Annotated in this window: 16 protein-coding genes and 1 pseudogene; 8 read left to right on the forward strand and 9 right to left on the reverse strand. The window is 70.9% G+C overall.

Features of this window, described 5'->3' with window-relative positions:
* Positions 1-43 precede the first annotated feature (43 nt).
* On the reverse strand, positions 44-1,021 hold the full coding sequence (bagA, locus tag AC07FT_RS21230) for an ATPase BagA (RefSeq protein ID WP_479177597.1): 978 nt from the start codon (positions 1,019-1,021) through the stop codon (positions 44-46).
* Between the two features lie 72 nt (positions 1,022-1,093).
* Here bagA and AC07FT_RS21235 point away from each other — a divergent pair, with 72 nt between their 5' ends.
* From AC07FT_RS21235 to AC07FT_RS21250, 4 genes are all read left to right on the forward strand, one after another.
* On the forward strand, positions 1,094-1,252 hold the full coding sequence (locus AC07FT_RS21235) for a Sp36 family protein (protein WP_003967454.1): 159 nt from the start codon (positions 1,094-1,096) through the stop codon (positions 1,250-1,252).
* Positions 1,249-1,713 (forward strand): RidA family protein, encoded by a 465-nt coding sequence (locus tag AC07FT_RS21240; RefSeq protein WP_471191518.1) that lies wholly within the window; start codon positions 1,249-1,251, stop codon positions 1,711-1,713. Before AC07FT_RS21235 ends, AC07FT_RS21240 begins: the two co-directional genes overlap by 4 nt.
* A gap of 95 nt (positions 1,714-1,808) precedes the next feature.
* Entirely contained in the window at positions 1,809-2,897 is a 1,089-nt protein-coding gene (locus AC07FT_RS21245) for an NUDIX hydrolase (RefSeq protein ID WP_479177598.1), read from the forward strand.
* Positions 2,894-3,724, forward strand: coding sequence for an MBL fold metallo-hydrolase (locus tag AC07FT_RS21250; RefSeq protein WP_479177599.1), 831 nt, complete (start codon positions 2,894-2,896; stop codon positions 3,722-3,724). The genes AC07FT_RS21245 and AC07FT_RS21250 overlap by 4 nt, the downstream gene beginning before the upstream one ends.
* A gap of 361 nt (positions 3,725-4,085) precedes the next feature.
* Here AC07FT_RS21250 and AC07FT_RS21255 read toward each other — a convergent pair whose 3' ends face one another.
* On the reverse strand, positions 4,086-4,760 hold the full coding sequence (locus AC07FT_RS21255) for a Crp/Fnr family transcriptional regulator (RefSeq protein ID WP_014061749.1): 675 nt from the start codon (positions 4,758-4,760) through the stop codon (positions 4,086-4,088).
* Between the two features lie 285 nt (positions 4,761-5,045).
* On the opposite strand from AC07FT_RS21255, the gene nth reads away from it, so the two are divergent.
* Genes nth through AC07FT_RS21270 form a run of 3 tightly spaced genes read left to right on the forward strand, consistent with a single transcriptional unit; the run spans position 5,046 to position 7,855 of the window.
* A complete protein-coding gene (gene nth, locus AC07FT_RS21260) occupies positions 5,046-5,963 on the forward strand; it encodes an endonuclease III (protein ID WP_479177600.1) in 918 nt (305 codons plus the stop codon).
* Positions 5,960-6,643, forward strand: coding sequence for an NUDIX hydrolase (locus AC07FT_RS21265; RefSeq protein ID WP_479177601.1), 684 nt, complete (start codon positions 5,960-5,962; stop codon positions 6,641-6,643). Before nth ends, AC07FT_RS21265 begins: the two co-directional genes overlap by 4 nt.
* Positions 6,644-6,655: 12 nt before the next feature.
* The gene (locus AC07FT_RS21270; RefSeq protein WP_479177602.1) at positions 6,656-7,855 is read left to right on the forward strand and encodes a MarP family serine protease; all 1,200 of its coding nucleotides are present in this window, start codon (positions 6,656-6,658) and stop codon (positions 7,853-7,855) included.
* 122 nt (positions 7,856-7,977) lie between these two features.
* On the opposite strand, the gene AC07FT_RS21275 is transcribed toward AC07FT_RS21270, so the two are convergent.
* The 6 genes and pseudogenes from AC07FT_RS21275 to AC07FT_RS21300 form a co-directional block, all read right to left on the reverse strand.
* A complete protein-coding gene (locus AC07FT_RS21275) occupies positions 7,978-8,181 on the reverse strand; it encodes a hypothetical protein (RefSeq protein WP_479177603.1) in 204 nt (67 codons plus the stop codon).
* A gap of 186 nt (positions 8,182-8,367) precedes the next feature.
* Positions 8,368-9,294 carry an alpha/beta fold hydrolase gene (locus AC07FT_RS21280; RefSeq protein WP_479177604.1) on the reverse strand — a complete coding sequence of 309 codons (927 nt, stop codon included), beginning with the start codon at positions 9,292-9,294 and terminating at the stop codon, positions 8,368-8,370.
* Positions 9,291-9,782: a phage holin family protein gene (locus AC07FT_RS21285; RefSeq protein WP_254739934.1), complete on the reverse strand. Its 492-nt coding sequence runs from the start codon at positions 9,780-9,782 to the stop codon at positions 9,291-9,293. Before AC07FT_RS21285 ends, AC07FT_RS21280 begins: the two co-directional genes overlap by 4 nt.
* Before the next feature lie 105 nt (positions 9,783-9,887).
* Complete coding sequence (nhaA, locus tag AC07FT_RS21290; protein WP_479177605.1) at positions 9,888-11,279, reverse strand: Na+/H+ antiporter NhaA; 1,392 nt, start codon at positions 11,277-11,279, stop codon at positions 9,888-9,890.
* A 198-nt stretch (positions 11,280-11,477) separates the two neighbouring features.
* Entirely contained in the window at positions 11,478-13,439 is a 1,962-nt protein-coding gene (acs, locus tag AC07FT_RS21295; protein ID WP_479177606.1) for an acetate--CoA ligase, read from the reverse strand.
* Positions 13,440-13,555: 116 nt separating this feature from the next.
* Positions 13,556-14,635: pseudogene (locus AC07FT_RS21300) on the reverse strand (carbonic anhydrase); the annotation flags it as partial.
* 625 nt (positions 14,636-15,260) lie between these two features.
* On the opposite strand from AC07FT_RS21300, the gene AC07FT_RS21305 reads away from it, so the two are divergent.
* Positions 15,261-17,018, forward strand: coding sequence for a polysaccharide deacetylase family protein (locus tag AC07FT_RS21305; RefSeq protein ID WP_479177607.1), 1,758 nt, complete (start codon positions 15,261-15,263; stop codon positions 17,016-17,018).
* Here AC07FT_RS21305 and AC07FT_RS21310 read toward each other — a convergent pair.
* Complete coding sequence (locus AC07FT_RS21310) at positions 16,999-18,000, reverse strand: ATP-binding protein (protein ID WP_479177608.1); 1,002 nt, start codon at positions 17,998-18,000, stop codon at positions 16,999-17,001. The two genes, AC07FT_RS21305 and AC07FT_RS21310, sit on opposite strands and share 20 nt — an antisense overlap.
* Between the last annotated feature and the right edge of the window lie 11 nt (positions 18,001-18,011).

The raw sequence follows: 18,011 nt of genomic DNA on the forward strand, positions 1-18,011 counted from the left end.
CTGCCGACCGCCGCGTCCGGGCGGCCCCTGTCCCGGGCCGCGCTCATGAGGGCCACTGCTTGCGCAGGTCCGCGGCCAGCCGGTAGAGCCCGGCCAGGTCGACACCGTCGGTGAGCAGCTCCAGCTCGTGCAGCGGGAGCCCCAGGCCCGACAGTTCGGCCCGTTGCCTCCGCTCCAGCGCGACCCGCTCGGCGTGCTCACGCGCCTGCTCCAGCAGCGGGTCGACCAGGCGCTCGGCGAGGCCGCCACGGCGTGCGCCGCCCAGACCCGCCTTCGAGAGCGCCTTCGCGACCGCCGCGCGCTGCCCGTTCGCCGCGATCTCGACCGCGTCGTGGTCGAGGACCGCGGGCCGCACCATGTTGATGATGACCGCGCCCGCCGGGAGGTCGTCGGCGCGCAGCTCCGCGATGCCGTCCGCGGTCTCCTGGACCGGCATCTCCTCCAGCAGCGTCACCAGGTGGACCGCTGTCTGGGGGGACTTCAGGACGCGCATCACGGCCTGTGCCTGGTTGTGTATCGGGCCGGTCCTGGCCAGCCCGGCGACCTCGTGGTTGACGTTCAGGAAGCGGGTGATCCGCCCGGTGGGCGGGGCGTCCATGACCACCGAGTCGTAGACGAAGCGCCCGTCCTTGCCCTTGCGGCGCACCGCCTCGCACGCCTTGCCGGTCAGCAGCACATCGCGCAGCCCGGGGGCGATGGTGGTCGCGAAGTCGATCGCGCCCAGCTTCTTGAGGGCCCGTCCGGCCGAGCCCAGTTTGTAGAACATATGGAGGTAGTCGAGGAGGGCGAATTCCGGATCGATCGCGAGCGCGTGCACCTCACCACCGCCCGGCGCGGTCGCGATCTTCCGCTCTTCGTAGGGCAGCGCTTCCGTCTCGAAGAGCTGCGCGATGCCCTGGCGGCCTTCGACTTCGACCAGCAGCGTTCGCCTGCCCTCGGCCGCGAGGGCCAGCGCGAGTGCCGCGGCGACCGTGGTCTTGCCGGTTCCGCCCTTGCCACTGACGACATGGAGCCTGCTCACACTGGGGAGCCTAACCAGTCGCCCCACGGCCTACGCACCAGGGCCCGGTGGAGAGCGATATACAGTCGGCTCATGACGAAGTGGGAATACGCGACCGTGCCGCTGCTGGTACACGCCACGAAGCAGATTCTGGACACCTGGGGCGAGGACGGCTGGGAGCTCGTCCAGGTCGTGCCGGGGCCGAACAACCCTGAGCAGCTGGTGGCCTACCTCAAGCGGGAGAAGGCATGAGCGCCGTCGAGGACAAGCTCGCCGGGCTCGGTCTGACGCTGCCGGCGGTCGCGGCTCCCCTCGCCTCGTACGTCCCCGCGATCCGCACCGGTTCGTACATCTACACGGCGGGTCAGCTGCCGCTGGTCGAGGGCACGCTGGGGGTGACCGGCAAGGTCGGCGCCGAGGTGACCCCGGAGGAGGCCAAGGAGCTGGCGCGGATCTGTGCGCTGAACGCCCTGGCCGCCGTGAAGTCGGTCGTCGGCGATCTCGACAAGGTCGTGCGCGTGGTGAAGGTCGTGGGCTTCGTCGCCTCGGCGGCGGACTTCACCGGTCAGCCGGGCGTCGTCAACGGCGCGAGCGAGCTGCTGGGCCAGGTGCTGGGCGACGCGGGTGTGCACGCGCGCAGCGCGGTCGGTGTGGCGGTGCTGCCGCTCGACGCGCCGGTCGAGGTCGAGATCCAGGTCGAGGTCGCGGACTAGTCCAGCCGGTGCCTCCCCCGGATCCGGCCGCCGGGCCGGGCCCGGTGCGACGGGGGCCCCTCGAACATCCGCCCGCAAACGCATAGCATCCGGCCATGTCCACTACGAATGGCCAGTGGTACCCGCCCGAGTGGCCAGAGCGGATCCGGCTGTTGTCCGCCGGGGAACTCACACCGGTGACGCCGCGCCGGGCCGCCACCGTGCTGCTGCTGCGGGACGGACAGGACGGGCGGGACGGGGACGGCGTATACGCGCCTGAGCGGACCGGGAGCGCCGCGCGCGGCGCCGGGGACGACGGGGGAACCGACGAAGCGACCGGGGAGACCCGGCGGACCGAGATGACCGGCGAGGCCGGTGACTCCGGGGAGCGCGGCGCGTCCGCGGACCCCGGGCGATCCGCGTCCGACGAGCAGGACGCACCTGACGGCCCGGCCGTCTACATGCTGCGCAGACGCGCCTCCATGGCTTTCGCCGGAGGCGCGTACGCCTATCCGGGCGGCTCGGTCGATCCGCGCGACGAGCGGATGGTCGCCTGGGCCGGGCCCTCGCGCGCCCAGTGGGCGCAGCGGCTGGGGCTCGACGCGAACGACGCGACACAGGCGCAGGCCATCGTGTGCGCGGCGGTCCGCGAGACGTTCGAGGAAGCGGGGGTGCTGCTCGCCGGGCCCACCCCGCATACGGTCGTCGCGGACACCACGGGCGACGACTGGGAGGCCGACCGCGCGGCCCTGGTGGCCCGGGACCTGTCGTTCGCCGAGTTCCTCGACCGCCGCGGGCTGGTGCTCCGCTCCGACCTGCTGGGCGGCTGGGCCCGCTGGATCACCCCCGAGTTCGAACCGCGCCGCTACGACACCTGGTTCTTCGTGGCTGCGCTGCCGCGGGGGCAGCGCACCCGCAACGCCTCCACGGAAGCGGACCGGACGGTGTGGATCCGGCCGGGCCAGGCGGCCGACGGCTATGACCGGGGCGAGTTGCTGATGATGCCGCCGACCATCGCCACCCTGCGCCAGCTACGGCCGTACGGCTCGGTCGGCGAGGCGCTGGCCGCGGCCGCCGACCGCGATCTGACCCCGGTCCTCGCGCAGGCGCGGCTGGAGAACGGCGAGCTGGTGCTGAGCTGGCCGGGGCACGACGAGTTCACCAAGCACATCCGGACGGGCACCACGGGAGGGGCCTCCGCATGACCGACGCAGCCGCCCTGCCCGGCCAGCCGCGCGGAGGCGTGATCGGCGGCCCGGCCACCGACCGGGCCGTCTGCGTCCTGGCCCCGAACCCCTCGCCCATGACGCTGGACGGCACCAACACCTGGATCGTCGCCGAGCCGGACTCGGACCTCGCCGTGGTCATCGACCCGGGGCCGCTGGACGACGGCCACCTCACCGAGGTCATCGCCACGGTGGAGCGTGCGGGCAAGCGGGTCGCGCTGACGCTGCTCACCCACGGCCACGCGGACCACGCGGAGGGCGCGGCGCGGTTCGCCGAACTGACGCGGACGCGGGTGCGCGCCCTGGACCCGGCGCTGCGGCTCGGCGACGAGGGGCTGGAGCTCGGGGACGTCATAACCACCGGCGGACTGGAGCTTCGGGTGGTGCCCACGCCCGGGCACACGGCCGACTCGCTCTGCTTCCACCTCCCGGCGGACGGGGCGGTGCTCACCGGGGACACGGTGCTGGGGCGGGGTACGACGGTGGTAGCCCACCCGGACGGACGGCTGGGCGACTACCTGGACTCGCTGCGCCGGCTGCGCTCGCTGACGGTGGACGACGGGGTGTCCACGGTGCTGCCGGGCCACGGGCCGGTGCTGAACGACGCGCGGGGCGCGGTGGAGTACTACCTCGCGCACCGGGCGAACCGGCTGGCGCAGGTGGAGACGGCCGTCGAGGACGGCTACCGCACGCCCTCCGAGGTCGTGGCGCATGTGTACGCGGATGTGGACCGGTCGCTGTGGCCCGCGGCGGAGCTGTCGGTCCGGGCCCAACTGGAGTACCTCCAGGAGCACGGGCTGATCTGAGTGGCGGGTGCTGAGCGGGCGCTGAGCGGATGGTGCGGGGCGCACTGGGCGGTGCGGGCGCGGGTTGGATGAACGCGCGCCCCCTGTGATGGTGCGTGCGCCCGCGTGAAGGTGTCCGGAGGCGCGCTGAGCGCGGTCGCGGGCTCGGGTCGGGCTCCCGGCCGCCCGGGAGGGTTCCGGGGCGCCTCTGGGCGCGTCCTGAGCCCGGTCCGTGAAGGAGCCGGCGCAAGCCGCGCCGGATCGAACAGAACAGCCGAAGGGCCCCACCGGGAGATCCGGTGGGGCCCTTCGGCTGTGTCTTCCGCGGTGCGGGAAGCGTCTTCCGCAGGCGACGTTCCGGGACGGGGTCCCGCGTCGTCCGTCAGCGGGAACGCTTCGCCAGGCGCTCGACGTCGAGCAGGATCACCGCACGGGCCTCCAGCCGCAGCCAGCCGCGGCCCGCGAAGTCCGCGAGCGCCTTGTTGACGGTCTCGCGGGAGGCGCCGACCAGCTGGGCCAGCTCCTCCTGGGTCAGGTCGTGGACGACGTGGATGCCCTCCTCCGACTGCACGCCGAACCGGCGCGAGAGGTCCAGCAGGGCGCGCGCGACGCGACCGGGGACGTCGGAGAAGACCAGGTCGGACATCTGGTCATTGGTCTTGCGCAGTCGCCGGGCCACGGCGCGCAGCAGCGCGGAGGCGACCTCGGGCCGGGCGTTCAGCCACGGCTGGAGGTCCCCGTGCCCGAGGCCGAGCAGCTTGACCTCGGTGAGGGCGGTGGCGGTCGCGGTGCGCGGGCCGGGGTCGAACAGCGACAGCTCGCCGATCAGCTCGCCGGGGCCGAGTACGGCCAGCATGTTCTCGCGGCCGTCGGGAGAGGTGCGGTGGAGCTTCACCTTGCCCTCGGTGACCACGTACAGGCGGTCGCCGGGGTCCCCTTCGTGGAAGAGTGCGTCACCCCGCGCGAGGGTGACCTCTCCCATGGAGGCGCGCAGCTCAGCGGCCTGCTCGTCATCGAGCGCCGCGAAGAGCGGGGCGCGCCGCAGAACGTCGTCCACGAGTCTCTCCTTGTCGACATGCACAGGGGACCGTCGTCCCCATGATGCCGGACGGTAAAACAGTGCGATCAATCACAAGTTTGACGCACCGGTCTTCCGGACCGAACGGCAGGGGTCCGATTGGGCGCCCTCCCCGCTCCGGCCGGGCCGGATGTCGGTGGCTGGGCTTAGGCTGGCCGGGTGTCCAATACGCCGGTGAGAGCACAGGGCAAGGGGGCCGGACGGGTGACCGCACCTCGCAATTCCGCTGTGGGCGAACAAGGCCCCAGGCAGTCGACGAAAGCGGTGAAGCCGCGCAAATCCACCACGTCCAAGGACGCCGCCTCCCAGGCCGCCACGTCCAAGGGCGCCGCGCGCACATCCACCACCGCCTCCAAGGCCGCCCCCGCCTCCCCGTCCCGGCACAAGACCGCCTCGTCGTCCGGGGGCACCAAGCCCGAGTCCCGGACCGCCCTCGTCCGCCGGGCCCGCCGGATCAACCGCGAGCTCGCCGAGGTCTACCCGTACGCCCACCCCGAGCTGGACTTCGAGAACTCGTTCCAGCTGCTGGTCGCCACGGTGCTGTCCGCCCAGACCACCGATCTGCGGGTCAACCAGACCACCCCCGCGCTCTTCGCCGCCTATCCGACCCCCGAGGACATGGCGGCCGCCGACCCGGAGGCCCTGGAGCAGCTCATCCGGCCGACCGGTTTCTTCCGCGCGAAGGCCCGATCGCTGCTGGGGCTGTCCGCCGCACTGCGTGACAACTTCGGCGGCGAGGTCCCGGGGCGGCTGAAGGACCTGGTGACGCTGCCCGGCGTCGGCCGGAAGACGGCCAATGTGGTGCTCGGCAATGCCTTCGGGGTGCCGGGACTGACCGTGGACACCCACTTCGGGCGGCTGGTGCGGCGCTGGAAGTGGACCGATCAGGAGGACCCGGAGAAGGTCGAGGCGGAGATCGCCTCGCTCTTCCCCAAGAGCGACTGGACGATGCTCTCGCACCGCATCATCTTCCACGGCCGCCGCGTCTGCCACGCCCGTAAGCCCGCCTGCGGTGCCTGCCCCATCGCCCCGCTCTGCCCGTCCTACGGCGAGGGCGAGACCGACCCGGACAAGGCGAAGAAGCTGCTGAAGTACGAAATGGGCGGCCAGCCCGGTCAGCGGCTGCGCCCTCCGGCCGACTACCCGGGCCGTCCGGCGGCACCGCTGGGAGCCGCCGAGTGACGAGCACCTACGGCGGAGAGGCGCGGGTCAGCGCCCAGGGGCTCCCCGAATGGCTGCTGCCCCTGGCCCGCGCGGCCGAGACGATCGAGCCGACCCAGCTGAGCCGGTTTCTGCCGCCGCGGGCCGGAGGCCGTCCGTCCGCCGTGCTGGTGCTCTTCGGGGAGGGCGTGCGCGGCCCCGAGCTGCTGCTGATGGAGCGGTCCGGTTCGCTGCGCTCCCATGCGGGCCAGCCCTCGTTCCCCGGGGGTGCGCTCGACCCGGAGGACGGTGATCCGGACGGGACGGGGCCGCTGCGCGCCGCCCTGCGCGAGGCCGAGGAGGAGACCGGTCTCGATCCCACGGGGGTGCAGATCTTCAGCGTGCTGCCCCGCCTCTACATCCCGGTCAGCGGGTTCGTGGTCACCCCGGTGCTGGGCTGGTGGCACCGTCCGAGCCCGGTCGGTCCGGTGGATCCGGCCGAGACGGCCCGCGTCTTCACCGTCCCCGTGGCGGATCTCACGGATCCGGCGAATCGGGCGACCGCTGTGCATCCGCGCGGTCACACAGGGCCCGCGTTCCTGGTCGGAGGCGCGTTGGTCTGGGGTTTCACCGCTGGGGTGATCGATCGGATTCTGCACTTCGCGGGCTGGGAGCGGCCCTGGGACCGCGCCAAGCGCGTCCCACTCGACTGGCGTGCATGAGACGGTGTCTCGGTGAACGTGCTGGACTTCCTGCTGCTGCTCGCCGCCGTTTGGTTCGCGATCATCGGCTATCGCCAGGGCTTCGTCGTCGGTGTGCTGTCGGTGACGGGGTTCATCGGCGGTGGGCTGGTCGCGGTCTATCTGCTCCCGGTCATCTGGGACGGCGCGACGGACAGAGCGTCCCCCGGCACGTTCGGCGCCGTCATGGCCGTGGCCCTGGTGATCGTGTGCGCCTCGGTCGGCCAGGCCGCCACCACCCATCTGGGAAACAAGCTGCGCCGGTACATCACCTGGTCACCGGCGCGCGCCCTGGACGCCACGGGCGGCGCCCTGGTGAACGTGCTGGCGATGCTGATGGTCGCCTGGCTGATCGGCTCCCTGGTGGCCGGGACCTCGATGCCCACCGTCGGCAAGGAGGTCCGGAACTCCAAGGTGCTGCTCGGGGTCGACCACGTCGTCCCGAAGGGGGCGAAGCCCTGGTTCACCGACTTCTCCTCGGTGCTCGCCCAGAACGGCTTCCCGCAGGTCTTCTCGCCCTTCGCCAATGAGCGCATCACCTCGGTGCCGCAGCCGGACCCCGCGCTCGCCCGGTCCCCGGTGGCCGGCCGGGCGCAGGAGAGCATCGTGAAGGTGGTCGGCACCGCCCCCGGCTGCGGCAAGGTCCTGGAGGGCAGTGGCTTCGTCTACGCCCCGAACCGGGTCATGACCAATGCGCATGTCGTCGGCGGGGTCGACGAGCCGACCGTGCAGATAGGCGGCGAAGGCCGGCTCTACGACGCGAAGGTCGTGCTCTACGACTGGAAGCGCGATATCGCGGTGCTCGACGTGCCGTCGCTGCGCGCGCCGGCGCTCCAGTTCAACCAGGAGGACGCGACATCCGGCGATGACGCGATCGTCGCCGGATTCCCGGAGAACGGCGCCTTCGACGTCCGCCCGGCACGGGTCCGTGACCGTATCGACGCCAACGGCCCGGACATCTACCACCGGGGCACCGTCAACCGCGATGTGTACTCGCTGTACGCGACCGTGCGTCAGGGCAACTCCGGCGGCCCGCTGCTCACCCCGGAAGGCCGGGTCTACGGCGTGGTCTTCGCCAAGTCCCTCGACGACGCGGACACCGGGTACGCGCTCACCGCGGACGAGGTGGCCGAGGACGCCGAGGAAGGGCGCACGGCCGAGCAGCCGGTGGACAGCCAGGGGTGCGCCCTCTAGCGAGTCTCCCGCCGTCGGCGGAGCACGGGGCGCGCCCCCAGCGGCGTGCCGTCATGCTGCCGGGCATGCCGAAGCTGCCGTCGGTGACGGTGAGAGTACTGGTGGTGGCGGAGCCGGTGGTGCTAGCGACTGCGTGGATGGCGTAGCCGGGCCGACACCCAGCGGGCGCGGCGGCTGATGATGCGGGGAATCCCGATATCGGGGTCATGGCCTTGGACAGGCCCGGAGCCGCCTCGCTCGGAAACGGTCAGTGCGGCATTGGCAGCAGCGGCGGCTTCGGAGCCGCGGCCGCTTGATGCGTCACGGTAGTCGTGAGTCCAGCCCATACGCCGGAGTCTGCCCCCGGCCCAAGGTCCGTAATCGCCACTGGCTGCGGCAATTGGCCTATGCGCCGGGCAATTGGCTGTTCGTAGGACACCTGTTCGTACGGCGGCCATGAGGCGGTCGCTATCCGCACACCGGACCCCACTGAGCGGTGCTCAACCGGGCTCGACACAGGCACCGCCGGACGCTCAGCGGTCCGGTTCCGGATCCTTCAGCCAGCTGATCAGTTCGGAGGAGAAGGCCGTGGGGTCCTCCTCATGGGGGAAGTGTCCGAGGCCGTCGAAGAGCCGCCAGCGGTAGGGCGCTTCCACGTACTCCCCGGAGCCCGCCGCACTGCGGGTGCGCATCACCGGGTCGAGCGATCCGTGCAGATGCAGCGTCGGTACCCGCACCGGGCGCTTCATCCGCCGGTTGAACTGGAAGCCGTCGGGCCGGGCCAGCGAACGCACCATCCAGCGGTACGGCTCGATCGAGCAGTGCGCGGTGGACGGGATGCACATCGCCCGCCGGTAGATCTCCACCGCCTCGTCGTCGGGCAGCTGGGGGCCGGACCAGTCGCGGATCAGTTCCCCCACAGCCGCCGCGTCCTCCGCGACCAGCCGGCGCTCGGGCAGCCACGGCCGCTGGAAGCCCCAGATATGGGAGCTGGCGGCGCTCTGCCGCATATCGGCGAGCATGGCCGAACGCCAGCGTCGCGGATGCGGCATCGAGGACACCGCGAGCCGCCGGACCAGCTTCGGCCGCATCACCGCGGCCGTCCACGCCAGGTATCCGCCGAGGTCATGGCCGACGAGTGCGGCGTCCGGTTCACCGAGCGAGCGCACCACCCCGGTGATGTCGAGCGCGAGGTTGGCCGGGTCGTAACCACGGGGGGTGCGGTCGCTGCCGCCCACTCCGCGCAGGTCCATGGCGACCGCGCGGTAACCGGCGTCGGCGAGGGCGGCCAGCTGGTGCCGCCAGGTCCACCAGAACTGCGGAAAGCCGTGAAGCAGCATCACCAGCGGGCCGTCGCCGAGCTCGGCGATATGGAAGCGCGCGCCGTTGGCCGCGACGTCCCGGTGGGTCCAGGGGCCGTCGGGCCGGACGACCGACGCGGAGGTATCAGGGACGGTCATGCCGATGAGCGTGTCACATCCCGTACGGAGCGTCCGCCGTTGCTCGAGGCGCGCGGATGCGGCTTGACGCTGCCCAGGACCGCGGCCGTCTCCTTGGACGAGGCGATGGACCGCTTCGGCGGCTTGACCTTCTTGAACTTCACCATCGCCAGCAGGCCCAGGATGCCGGCGATCAGCCAGTAGATACCGCCCACGATCAGGAAGCACCAGGCGAGACCGAGGCCGGTCCAGGAGCGCAGACCGTAGGCGAGGGCGAAGCTGAGCACCGGCAGGGAGAACAGCAGCAGCACACCGGCCGCCATACCGGCACCGCTGCCGACCGCGGCGCGCTTGGCCCCCACCCGGAGCTCGGCCTTGGCCAGCGCGATCTCGTCGTGCACCAGCGCGGACAACTCGGTGGTCGCCGAGGCCATCAGCTGACCGAGGCTGCGGTTGCCGCCGTCGTCCTGGCCGAGGCCGCGGTTGCCGCTGTCATCGGCTGCGCTCATCGCCATCTCCCTCTGCTCTTGTGCGTCTTCCGCTCCTGCGATGCGCCGCGTCGTGCGCGCCTACTGCCTCTTCTGCGCCGTTCCGCGGATGTCAAGCCTCTCAGATCATGCCGGACCATCGTCGCCGGAGTCCCCAGCGGCAGCCACTTCGGCAAGCCGCCGGTGTTCGGCCGCCTTCGCCTCGTGGATCGATGCCATCCGAAGGTGGTACTCCGGACTGTCGAGTTCATAGATGTCCGGGATGCCGTCCATGTCGTCGTCCCGGTTCTCCTCCTGCCACAGCCGCTGGTACGTGTTGTTGCGCAGCTTGAGGAGGACACCCGCGAGCAGGGCGGCACAGAGCGAGCCGATGAGCACCGCCGCCTTGATCTCCTCGGCGAGCACGACGTCCTCGGAGAAGGCGAGTTCGCCGATGAGGAGCGAGACGGTGAATCCGATTCCGGCGAGCGAGGCGATGGCGAACACATCCGCCCAGGCCAGATCCTCGTTGAGCTCGGCCTTGGTGAAGCGGGCGGCGAGCCAGGAGCCGCCGAAGACACCGATGGTCTTGCCCACGAGCAGGCCGAGGACGACGCCGAGCGTCTCGGGGCGGGTGAAGACGTCCGCGACCGCACCGCTGGAGATGGGCACCCCGGCCGCGAACAGAGCGAACAGCGGTACGGCCAGCCCGGCCGACAGCGGACGCACCCGGTGCTCGATGCGCTCGGCGGGGGAGCGCTCCTCACCCTCGCGCACGGTGCAGCGCAGCATCAGGCCCATCGCGACGCCCGCGACGGTCGCGTGCACCCCGCTGGCATGCATCAGGGCCCAGATCACCACGGCGAGCGGTACGTAGACGTAGGCGCCGCGCACACCCTTGCGGTGCAGCAGCCAGAAGACGGCGAGTCCGGCGAAGGACAGCACCAGGGGCAGGACGTGGATGCTCTTGGTGAAGAAGACCGCGATGATCAGGATCGCGCCGAGGTCGTCGACGACGGCGAGGGTGAGCAGGAACGCGCGCAGGGCGGCGGGCAGCGCGGTGCCGATGACGGCCAGGACGGCGAGTGCGAAGGCGATGTCGGTGGCGGTCGGCACCGCCCAGCCCTGGAGGCTGCCGCCCCCGGCCGCGCCCACGGCGACGTAGACCAGCGCGGGGATGGCCATTCCGCAGACGGCGGCGACCACGGGCAGGGCGGCCGCCCTGGGGTCGCGCAGCTCACCGGCGACCAGCTCCCGCTTGAGCTCGATGCCCGCCACGAAGAAGAAGATGGTCAGCAGCCCGTCGGTGGCCCAGGAGGCGACCGACAGATGCAGATGCAGCGCCCCGGGGCCGAAGGAGAAGTCCTTGACGTCGGTGTAGAAGCCGCTGAGCGGGGTGTTCGCGAGGATCAGCGCGGCGATCGCGGCGACGAGCAGGATGATGCCGCCGACGGTCTCGGTGCGCAGCGCGTCCGTGACGAACGTCCGCTCGGGCAGTGACTGGCGTCCGAGGAAGGTGCGGCGGGAGGGCGCGGCCACGGGGGAGCCTCCTGGGGTCGGTGGAACGGATACACAGGTCCTGTGTGCCGACCAGACTTCCCGGCGCGCCTCTTCGTCTTGTCGCGTTCTTGACGCGACGACCTCAACCTTAACCCGGATGCGCGAGGGGCGCCCCCGTCGGACGGGGACGCCCCTGGAGCGTGCGCCGGTCTGGAACCGGTACGCGGATCCGGCCGCTCAGTCCTCGCTGGGCGCGGACGGCAGCTTGCTCTGGATCAACTCCATGACGGAGGAGTCGGTGAGCGTGGTGACATCGCCCAGGGCCCGGTTCTCGGCGACATCACGCAGCAGACGGCGCATGATCTTGCCGGAGCGGGTCTTGGGCAGCTCGGCCACCGGGAGGATCCGCTTGGGTTTGGCGATCGGGCCGAGCTGCTTGGCGACATGCGCCCGCAACTCCTCCACCAGACCCTCGTCCTCGGCCGCGCCACCGCGCAGGATGACGAAGGCGCAGATGGCCTGGGTGGTCTGCGGGTCCGTCGCGCCGACCACCGCGGCCTCGGCGACCTTGGGGTGGGAGACGAGCGCCGACTCGACCTCGGTGGTGGAGATGTTGTGGCCGGACACCAGCATCACGTCGTCGACCCGGCCGAGCAGCCAGATGTCGCCGTCGTCGTCCCTCTTGGCACCGTCGCCCGCGAAGTAGCGGTTCTCGAAGCGGGCCCAGTAGGTGTCCAGGTAGCGCTGGTCGTCGCCCCAGATCGTGCGGAGCATGGACGGCCACGGCTCGGTGAGCACCAGATAACCGCCCGCCCCGTTCGGCACCTCATTGGCCTCGTCGTCGACGACGGTGGCGGAGATGCCCGGGAGCGGGACCTGCGCCGAACCGGGCTTGGTGGCGGTGACGCCCGGCAGCGGCGTGATCATCATGCCGCCGGTCTCGGTCTGCCACCAGGTGTCCACCACGGGCGTCCGGTCCCCGCCGATGTGCTTGCGGTACCAGACCCATGCCTCGGGGTTGATCGGCTCGCCGACCGAGCCGAGGATCCGAAGCGACGACAGGTCGAACTTGGCCGGGATGTCGTCGCCCCACTTCATACAGGCGCGGATCGCGGTCGGGGCGGTGTACAGGATGCTGACCCCGTACTTCTGGACGATCTCCCACCAGCGGCCCTGATGCGGGGTGTCCGGGGTGCCCTCGTAGAGCACTTCGGTGGCGCCGTTGGAGAGCGGGCCGTAGACGATGTACGAGTGGCCGGTGACCCAGCCGACGTCCGCTGTGCACCAGTAGACGTCCGACTCCGGCTTGAGGTCGAAGACGGCGTGGTGGGTGTAGGAGATCTGGGTGAGGTAGCCGCCGGTGGTGTGCAGGATGCCCTTCGGCTTACCGGTCGTGCCCGAGGTGTAGAGGATGAAGAGCGGGTGCTCGGCGTCGAACGCCTCGGGGGTGTGCTGCTCCGGCTGGCGGTCCACGATCTCGTGCCACCACACATCGCGGCCCTCGTGCCACTCCACGTCCTGGCCGGTGCGCCGGACGACCAGCACACTGCGCACCTCCTCGGTCCCGGGACGGGTCAGTGCCTCGTCGACGGCGGGCTTGAGCGCGGAGGGCTTGCCGCGGCGGTAGCCGCCGTCGGAGGTGATGACGACGCGGGCGTCGGCGTCCTTGATCCGGGTGGCGAGGGCGTCGGCCGAGAAGCCGCCGAACACCACCGAGTGCGGGGCGCCGATACGGGCGCAGGCCAGCATCGCGACGACGGTCTCGGGGATCATCGGCATGTAGATGGCGACCCGGTCACCCGTTCCGACCCCCAACTCGGTGAGGGCGTGTGCCGCTTGGGAGACCTCGCGCTGGAGGTCCGCGTAGGTCAGGGAACGGGTGTCGCCGGGCTCCCCCTCGAAGTGGAGCGCGACGCGGTCGCCCAAGCCGTTCTCGACATGGCGGTCCACGCAGTTGTACGCGACGTTGAGCTTGCCGTCGGCGAACCACTTCGCGAACGGCGGGTTGGACCAGTCGAGTGTCTCGTTCGGCTCGGTCGCCCAGGTCAGCCGACGGGCCTGCTCGGCCCAGAAGCCCAGGCGGTCCGCCTTCGCCCGCTCATACGCCTCAGCGGTGACATTGGCGTTGGCGGCAAGCTCGGCGGGCGGCGCGAAGCGACGCTCCTCCCGAAGAAGGTTGGCCAGGCTTTCGTTGCTCACGACATCTCCCATTCCCAGGGTGTCCGTTGTGTCCAGGGCCTTAGCTCATCAGCCCGCAGTGCACCCTGACAAGGGTTGTTGGCCAAAATTGGTTTAGACCTATAGTGCGTTGTTGATCACTTCACGCCCAACGCGTCGGGGACGGCCTCGTGAGGGGCGCCGTCGGTGGCCGTCTCCACACAGGCGGTGGCCATCGGCGCGCCGTCGCCCGGCCGGACGGCACGGAACCGTCCCGACCCGCCGTCCAGTACATATGCCTGGGCCTCTGCCACATGGAAGTACATCCCGTGCAGGGTCAGCCCGCCCTCAGCCGTCCTCCGGGCGACACATGGGTGCGCCCGGAGATGGTCGAGCTGCTGCATCACATTGATCAGCGCGAGCCGCTCCAGATCATCGGCGACCGGCCGGTCGGCCAGGGCGACCTCGCCACGGCCCAGCCGCCCGATCCGCGCCATCCGGGCCAGCCCGGGGCGGGCGTGGCGCAGCCAGCGCACCAGCGGAGTCTGCCCGGCCGAGCCGTCGGCCGTACCTCCTGAGGTCCGCGCCGCGGCCGGCTCCTCGGGGGCGGTGGCGAGTGCGGGCGCGTCGGCGGCCTCGGGTTGGTCAGGGGTCGGTGCCGGTGTCAGCACCGGAGCTGCCGCCGGTGCCGGCACCGGCGCTTGTGCCGGTGCCTGTGCCGGTCCCTGGGGTGACGCGGAGGCGGACGCGTCCAGCAGCGCCTGCATCGCCCCGCACCCTGAGTGGCCGCACACCGTGATGCTGCTGACCTTCAGCACCTCCACCGCGTATTCGATGGCCGCGCCCACCGAATCGCAGGAGCCATCGGTGCCCGGTGGTGGCACCAGATTGCCGACATTGCGCACGGTGAACAGATCGCCGGGCCCGCTGGAGGTGATCATGCTGGTCACCAGACGGGAGTCGGCGCAGGTGAGGAAGAGCTGGCCGGGCCGCTGCCCCTCCCGCGCCAGCCGGGCCAGCTCGTCGCGCACCAGCGGTGCGGTGTTGCGCTGGAACGCGCTCACCCCGCCGAGCAGTTGGCCGCCGCCGTGTCTGCCACCAGGGCCTTCCGTCGTACCGGAGTGGGTGCACCGGTGGTGCCGCCACGGCACCCATGGCCGACAGCCATGGGTGCCCGACGGCTCCGCGCGAGCCCGCCCCGCCCCGCCGTCAGGGAGGGGCTGGCCATCGCGGACGGTCTGCCGATGACCGGCGGTGTCGCGGTGTGTGCCGCGGTCCCGCCCTCGGCGCAGGGGGAGGCCGCCGAGCAGCACGGCGACAGCGCCGCCGCCGACGGAGGCCATCAGCCCGGCCTCGAGCGGAGCTCCGGCGGCCAGTGCGATACCCGAAGCGAGAGGAACGGCGATCAGGAAGACGGTGATCGAGGCGGCGAACGCCTTGTGGCGTGCGCTCCGGTCCCTGCGTGCGCCCCGGTCTCTCCGGTCGTCCCGGTCTCTCCGGTCGTCCCGGTCTCTCCGGTCGCTCCGGTCGCTCCGGTCGTCCCAGTCGTGCCGGTCCAAGAACTTCACCATGCCTGTCCTCTCCGGTTCTCGCCGGGCTGTGTGGTCGCGGAGGCAACGCGGTCGTCGACGGCGCAGCGCCGAGGCGCCTCTTCGAATCCCAAGCGTTGGTAAATGAATGGTAATGCTGAGTAAAGTCGGCAGGAAGCAATTTGCGGTCGACTGTGCCGATATTCCATCTATCGGGTGAATAGTCATTTGAAATGCCTTGTCATGCTCTGTCTTCTTCTCGGTCCGTGCGAGGTTGGCTCCCATCCGGCCGGAGCTCCCGGGGTAAGGGAGACAAGAGGGACGAGGTGGCGGTATGAGGGTCAGGAGAAACGTCACTGCATGGCTCGCCGTCATGGCGGCGCTCGCGGCGCTGGCCAACTGCTCGGGTGACTCCGGAGACGGGGAGAACGCCGCGGGCAGCGGAGGGCCCAATGATCGGGAACGCCCGCAGAAGGGCCCCGCCGTGCCGGAACACCCGGACCACGCCGGAAAGGTGCTCCGCCTCATCGGTGACGGCTCGACCGCCTACACCGGCCCGCAGCCGAACCGGTTCAAGACCGAGACGCTCCAGCCCGGCAAGAAGCCACCGCAGTTCGTCGTGTTCTCGTGGGACGGCGCGGGTCAGGACGAGCAGAAGCTGTTCTCCCACTTCCGTGAGGTCGGGAAGAAGTACGGCGCGACGATGACCTACTTCCTCAGCGGCGTCTACATGCTGCCCAACGAGAAGCGGGACCTCTACGATCCGCCGAGGCATCCTCGCGGCACCTCGTCCATCGGCTTCAACGACGTCGAGGGCATCCGGGACACCGTGGAGCAGCTGCGGGGCGCCTGGCTGGACGGCAACGAGATCGGCACCCACTTCAACGGCCACTTCTGCGGTCCCGACGACGGTGTCGGGACCTGGACGCCGGACGAGTGGATGAGCGAGACCCGGCAGGCCGAGCTGTTCGTGAAGAACTGGAAGACCAACACCGGCCTGGAGGACGAGGAACCGCTGCCCTTCGACTACGAGAAGGAGCTCGTCGGTGGCCGCGCCCCGTGCCTGGAGGGGCAGAAGAACCTCCTGCGGGCCGCGAAGGAGATGGGCTGGCGCTACGACGCGAGCTCCGTCGGCGGTCTCCAGGTGTGGCCGCGCAAGATCGATGGAATCTGGGACTTCCCGCTCCAGCAGATCCCGGTTCCGGGCCGCTCGTTCGAGACCCTTTCGATGGACTACAACTTCCTGGCCAACCAGTCGGGTTCCTCGACCAACGGCAAGAAGTCCAAGCGCGCCGGCTGGGGCCGCCAGATGCGCGACGGTCTGCTCGCCGCCTTCGACCGGGCCTACGAGGGCAACCGCGCACCGCTCTTCATCGGCAACCACTTCGAGTCCTGGAACGGCGGGACCTACATGCGCGCCGTCGAAGAGGTCATCAAGGAGGTCTGCCCGCGCGAAGGCGTCTACTGCGTGTCGTTCAAGCAACTGGCCGACTGGCTGGACGCGCAGAACCCCATGGTCCTGGAGAAGTTGCGACAGGTGGACGTCGGACAGCGGCCGGAGGGCGGCTGGAAGAGCTACCTGGCCGCCGAGCCGACCTTCCCGCGCTCGGCCGCCCCGGCCGAGCGGGAGCGAGACGGCGATCACGGGCGCAAGGGTCACCGGGACCGCGAGGACGAACCCAGGCGCAACGACCGGCCGGGCCGGGAGGACGGCCCCCGCCGGGAGGAGGACTCCGACCGGGAGGAGGGTTCCGGCCGGGACGACGGCCCCCGCCGGAACTCCGGCGGAGGCGAGCGGGGGGACACGGAGCGGGAGTACGGCTCCGGCCGGGAGGACGGCTCCGAGCGGAGCCAGGCTCCCGACCGGGAGGCCCCGTCCGAGCGTGACGAAGAGCCCGGGGCCTACCGGGAATCCGACGGCTACCAGGATTCCGGCCGCTACGAGGAGCCGGACGGCTATCAGGAGCCGGACGGTTACCAGGAGTCCGAGCGCTACGGCGATTCCGACGGTGCCGATGACTCCGAAGACCAGGAGTCGGACCGCGCACTGGGGTACGACGAGGACGAATCGGCTAGGCGGGAGCAGGAGTAGCCGCGGCCGCGCCCCTGGCGAACTCATCGAGTGCGAAGGCGGGGTCCACCTGGGCGGCCAGGTCGGCCCCCGTCTTCGCGTTTCCCCAACTCTGCGCGTTCTTCAGATGGAAGTGGACCATCTGACGGGTGTACCGCTGCCAGTCGCGCTGGTCGTAGGAGGCGTCCACCGCCGCGTGGAGCGTCCGCAGCGCCTCGCGGTTCGGCTCCTCCAACTCCTCGAAGCGGGCCGGGCGGCCCTTCTCCATCGCCCGGACCCAGTCGGAGTGGCCTACGGTCACCAGCAGGTCGTCGCCCACTTCGGCGCGCAGGAAGGCGAGGTCGTCGGGGCCCTGCACCTTGTTGCCCACCACGCGCAGCGCCACGTCGAAGTCCCGGGCGTACTCCTTGTACTGGCGGTAGACGGCGATGCCCTTACGGGTGGGCTCGGCGACCAGGAACGTCATGTCGAAGCGGGTGAAGAGACCGGAGGCGAAGGAGTCGCTGCCCGCGGTCATGTCGACCACGACGAACTCCCCCCTGCCGTCGACGAGATGGTTGAGGCACAGCTCGACCGCGCCGACCTTGGAGTGGTAGCAGGCGACACCGAGGTCGGACTCGGTGAAGGGGCCGGTCGCCATCAGCCTCACCGCCCCGTCGCCGAGCCGGACGGTCCGGGCGCACGCGTCATAGACCGGGTTGTCCTCGTCGATCCGCAGTAACCGCGACCCCTCACCGGGCGGTGTTGTCTTGATCATGGTGTCGGCGGATGTGATCCGGGGATTCTCCCCGCGCAAGTAGTCCTTGATCAGCGGAAGATGGGCGCCCATGGCGGGCAGTGCGGCGGCCTCCGTCTCGTCGAGGCCGAGCGCCGGGCCCAGGTGCTGGTTGATATCGGCATCGACGGCGACGACAGGGGCACGGGTGGCGGCGAGATGGCGGATGAACAGCGACGACAGCGTGGTCTTCCCGCTGCCACCCTTGCCTACGAAAGCGATCTTCATGTTCACCTAGC

It is taken from the genome of Streptomyces sp. NPDC045899, from assembly GCF_056431485.1.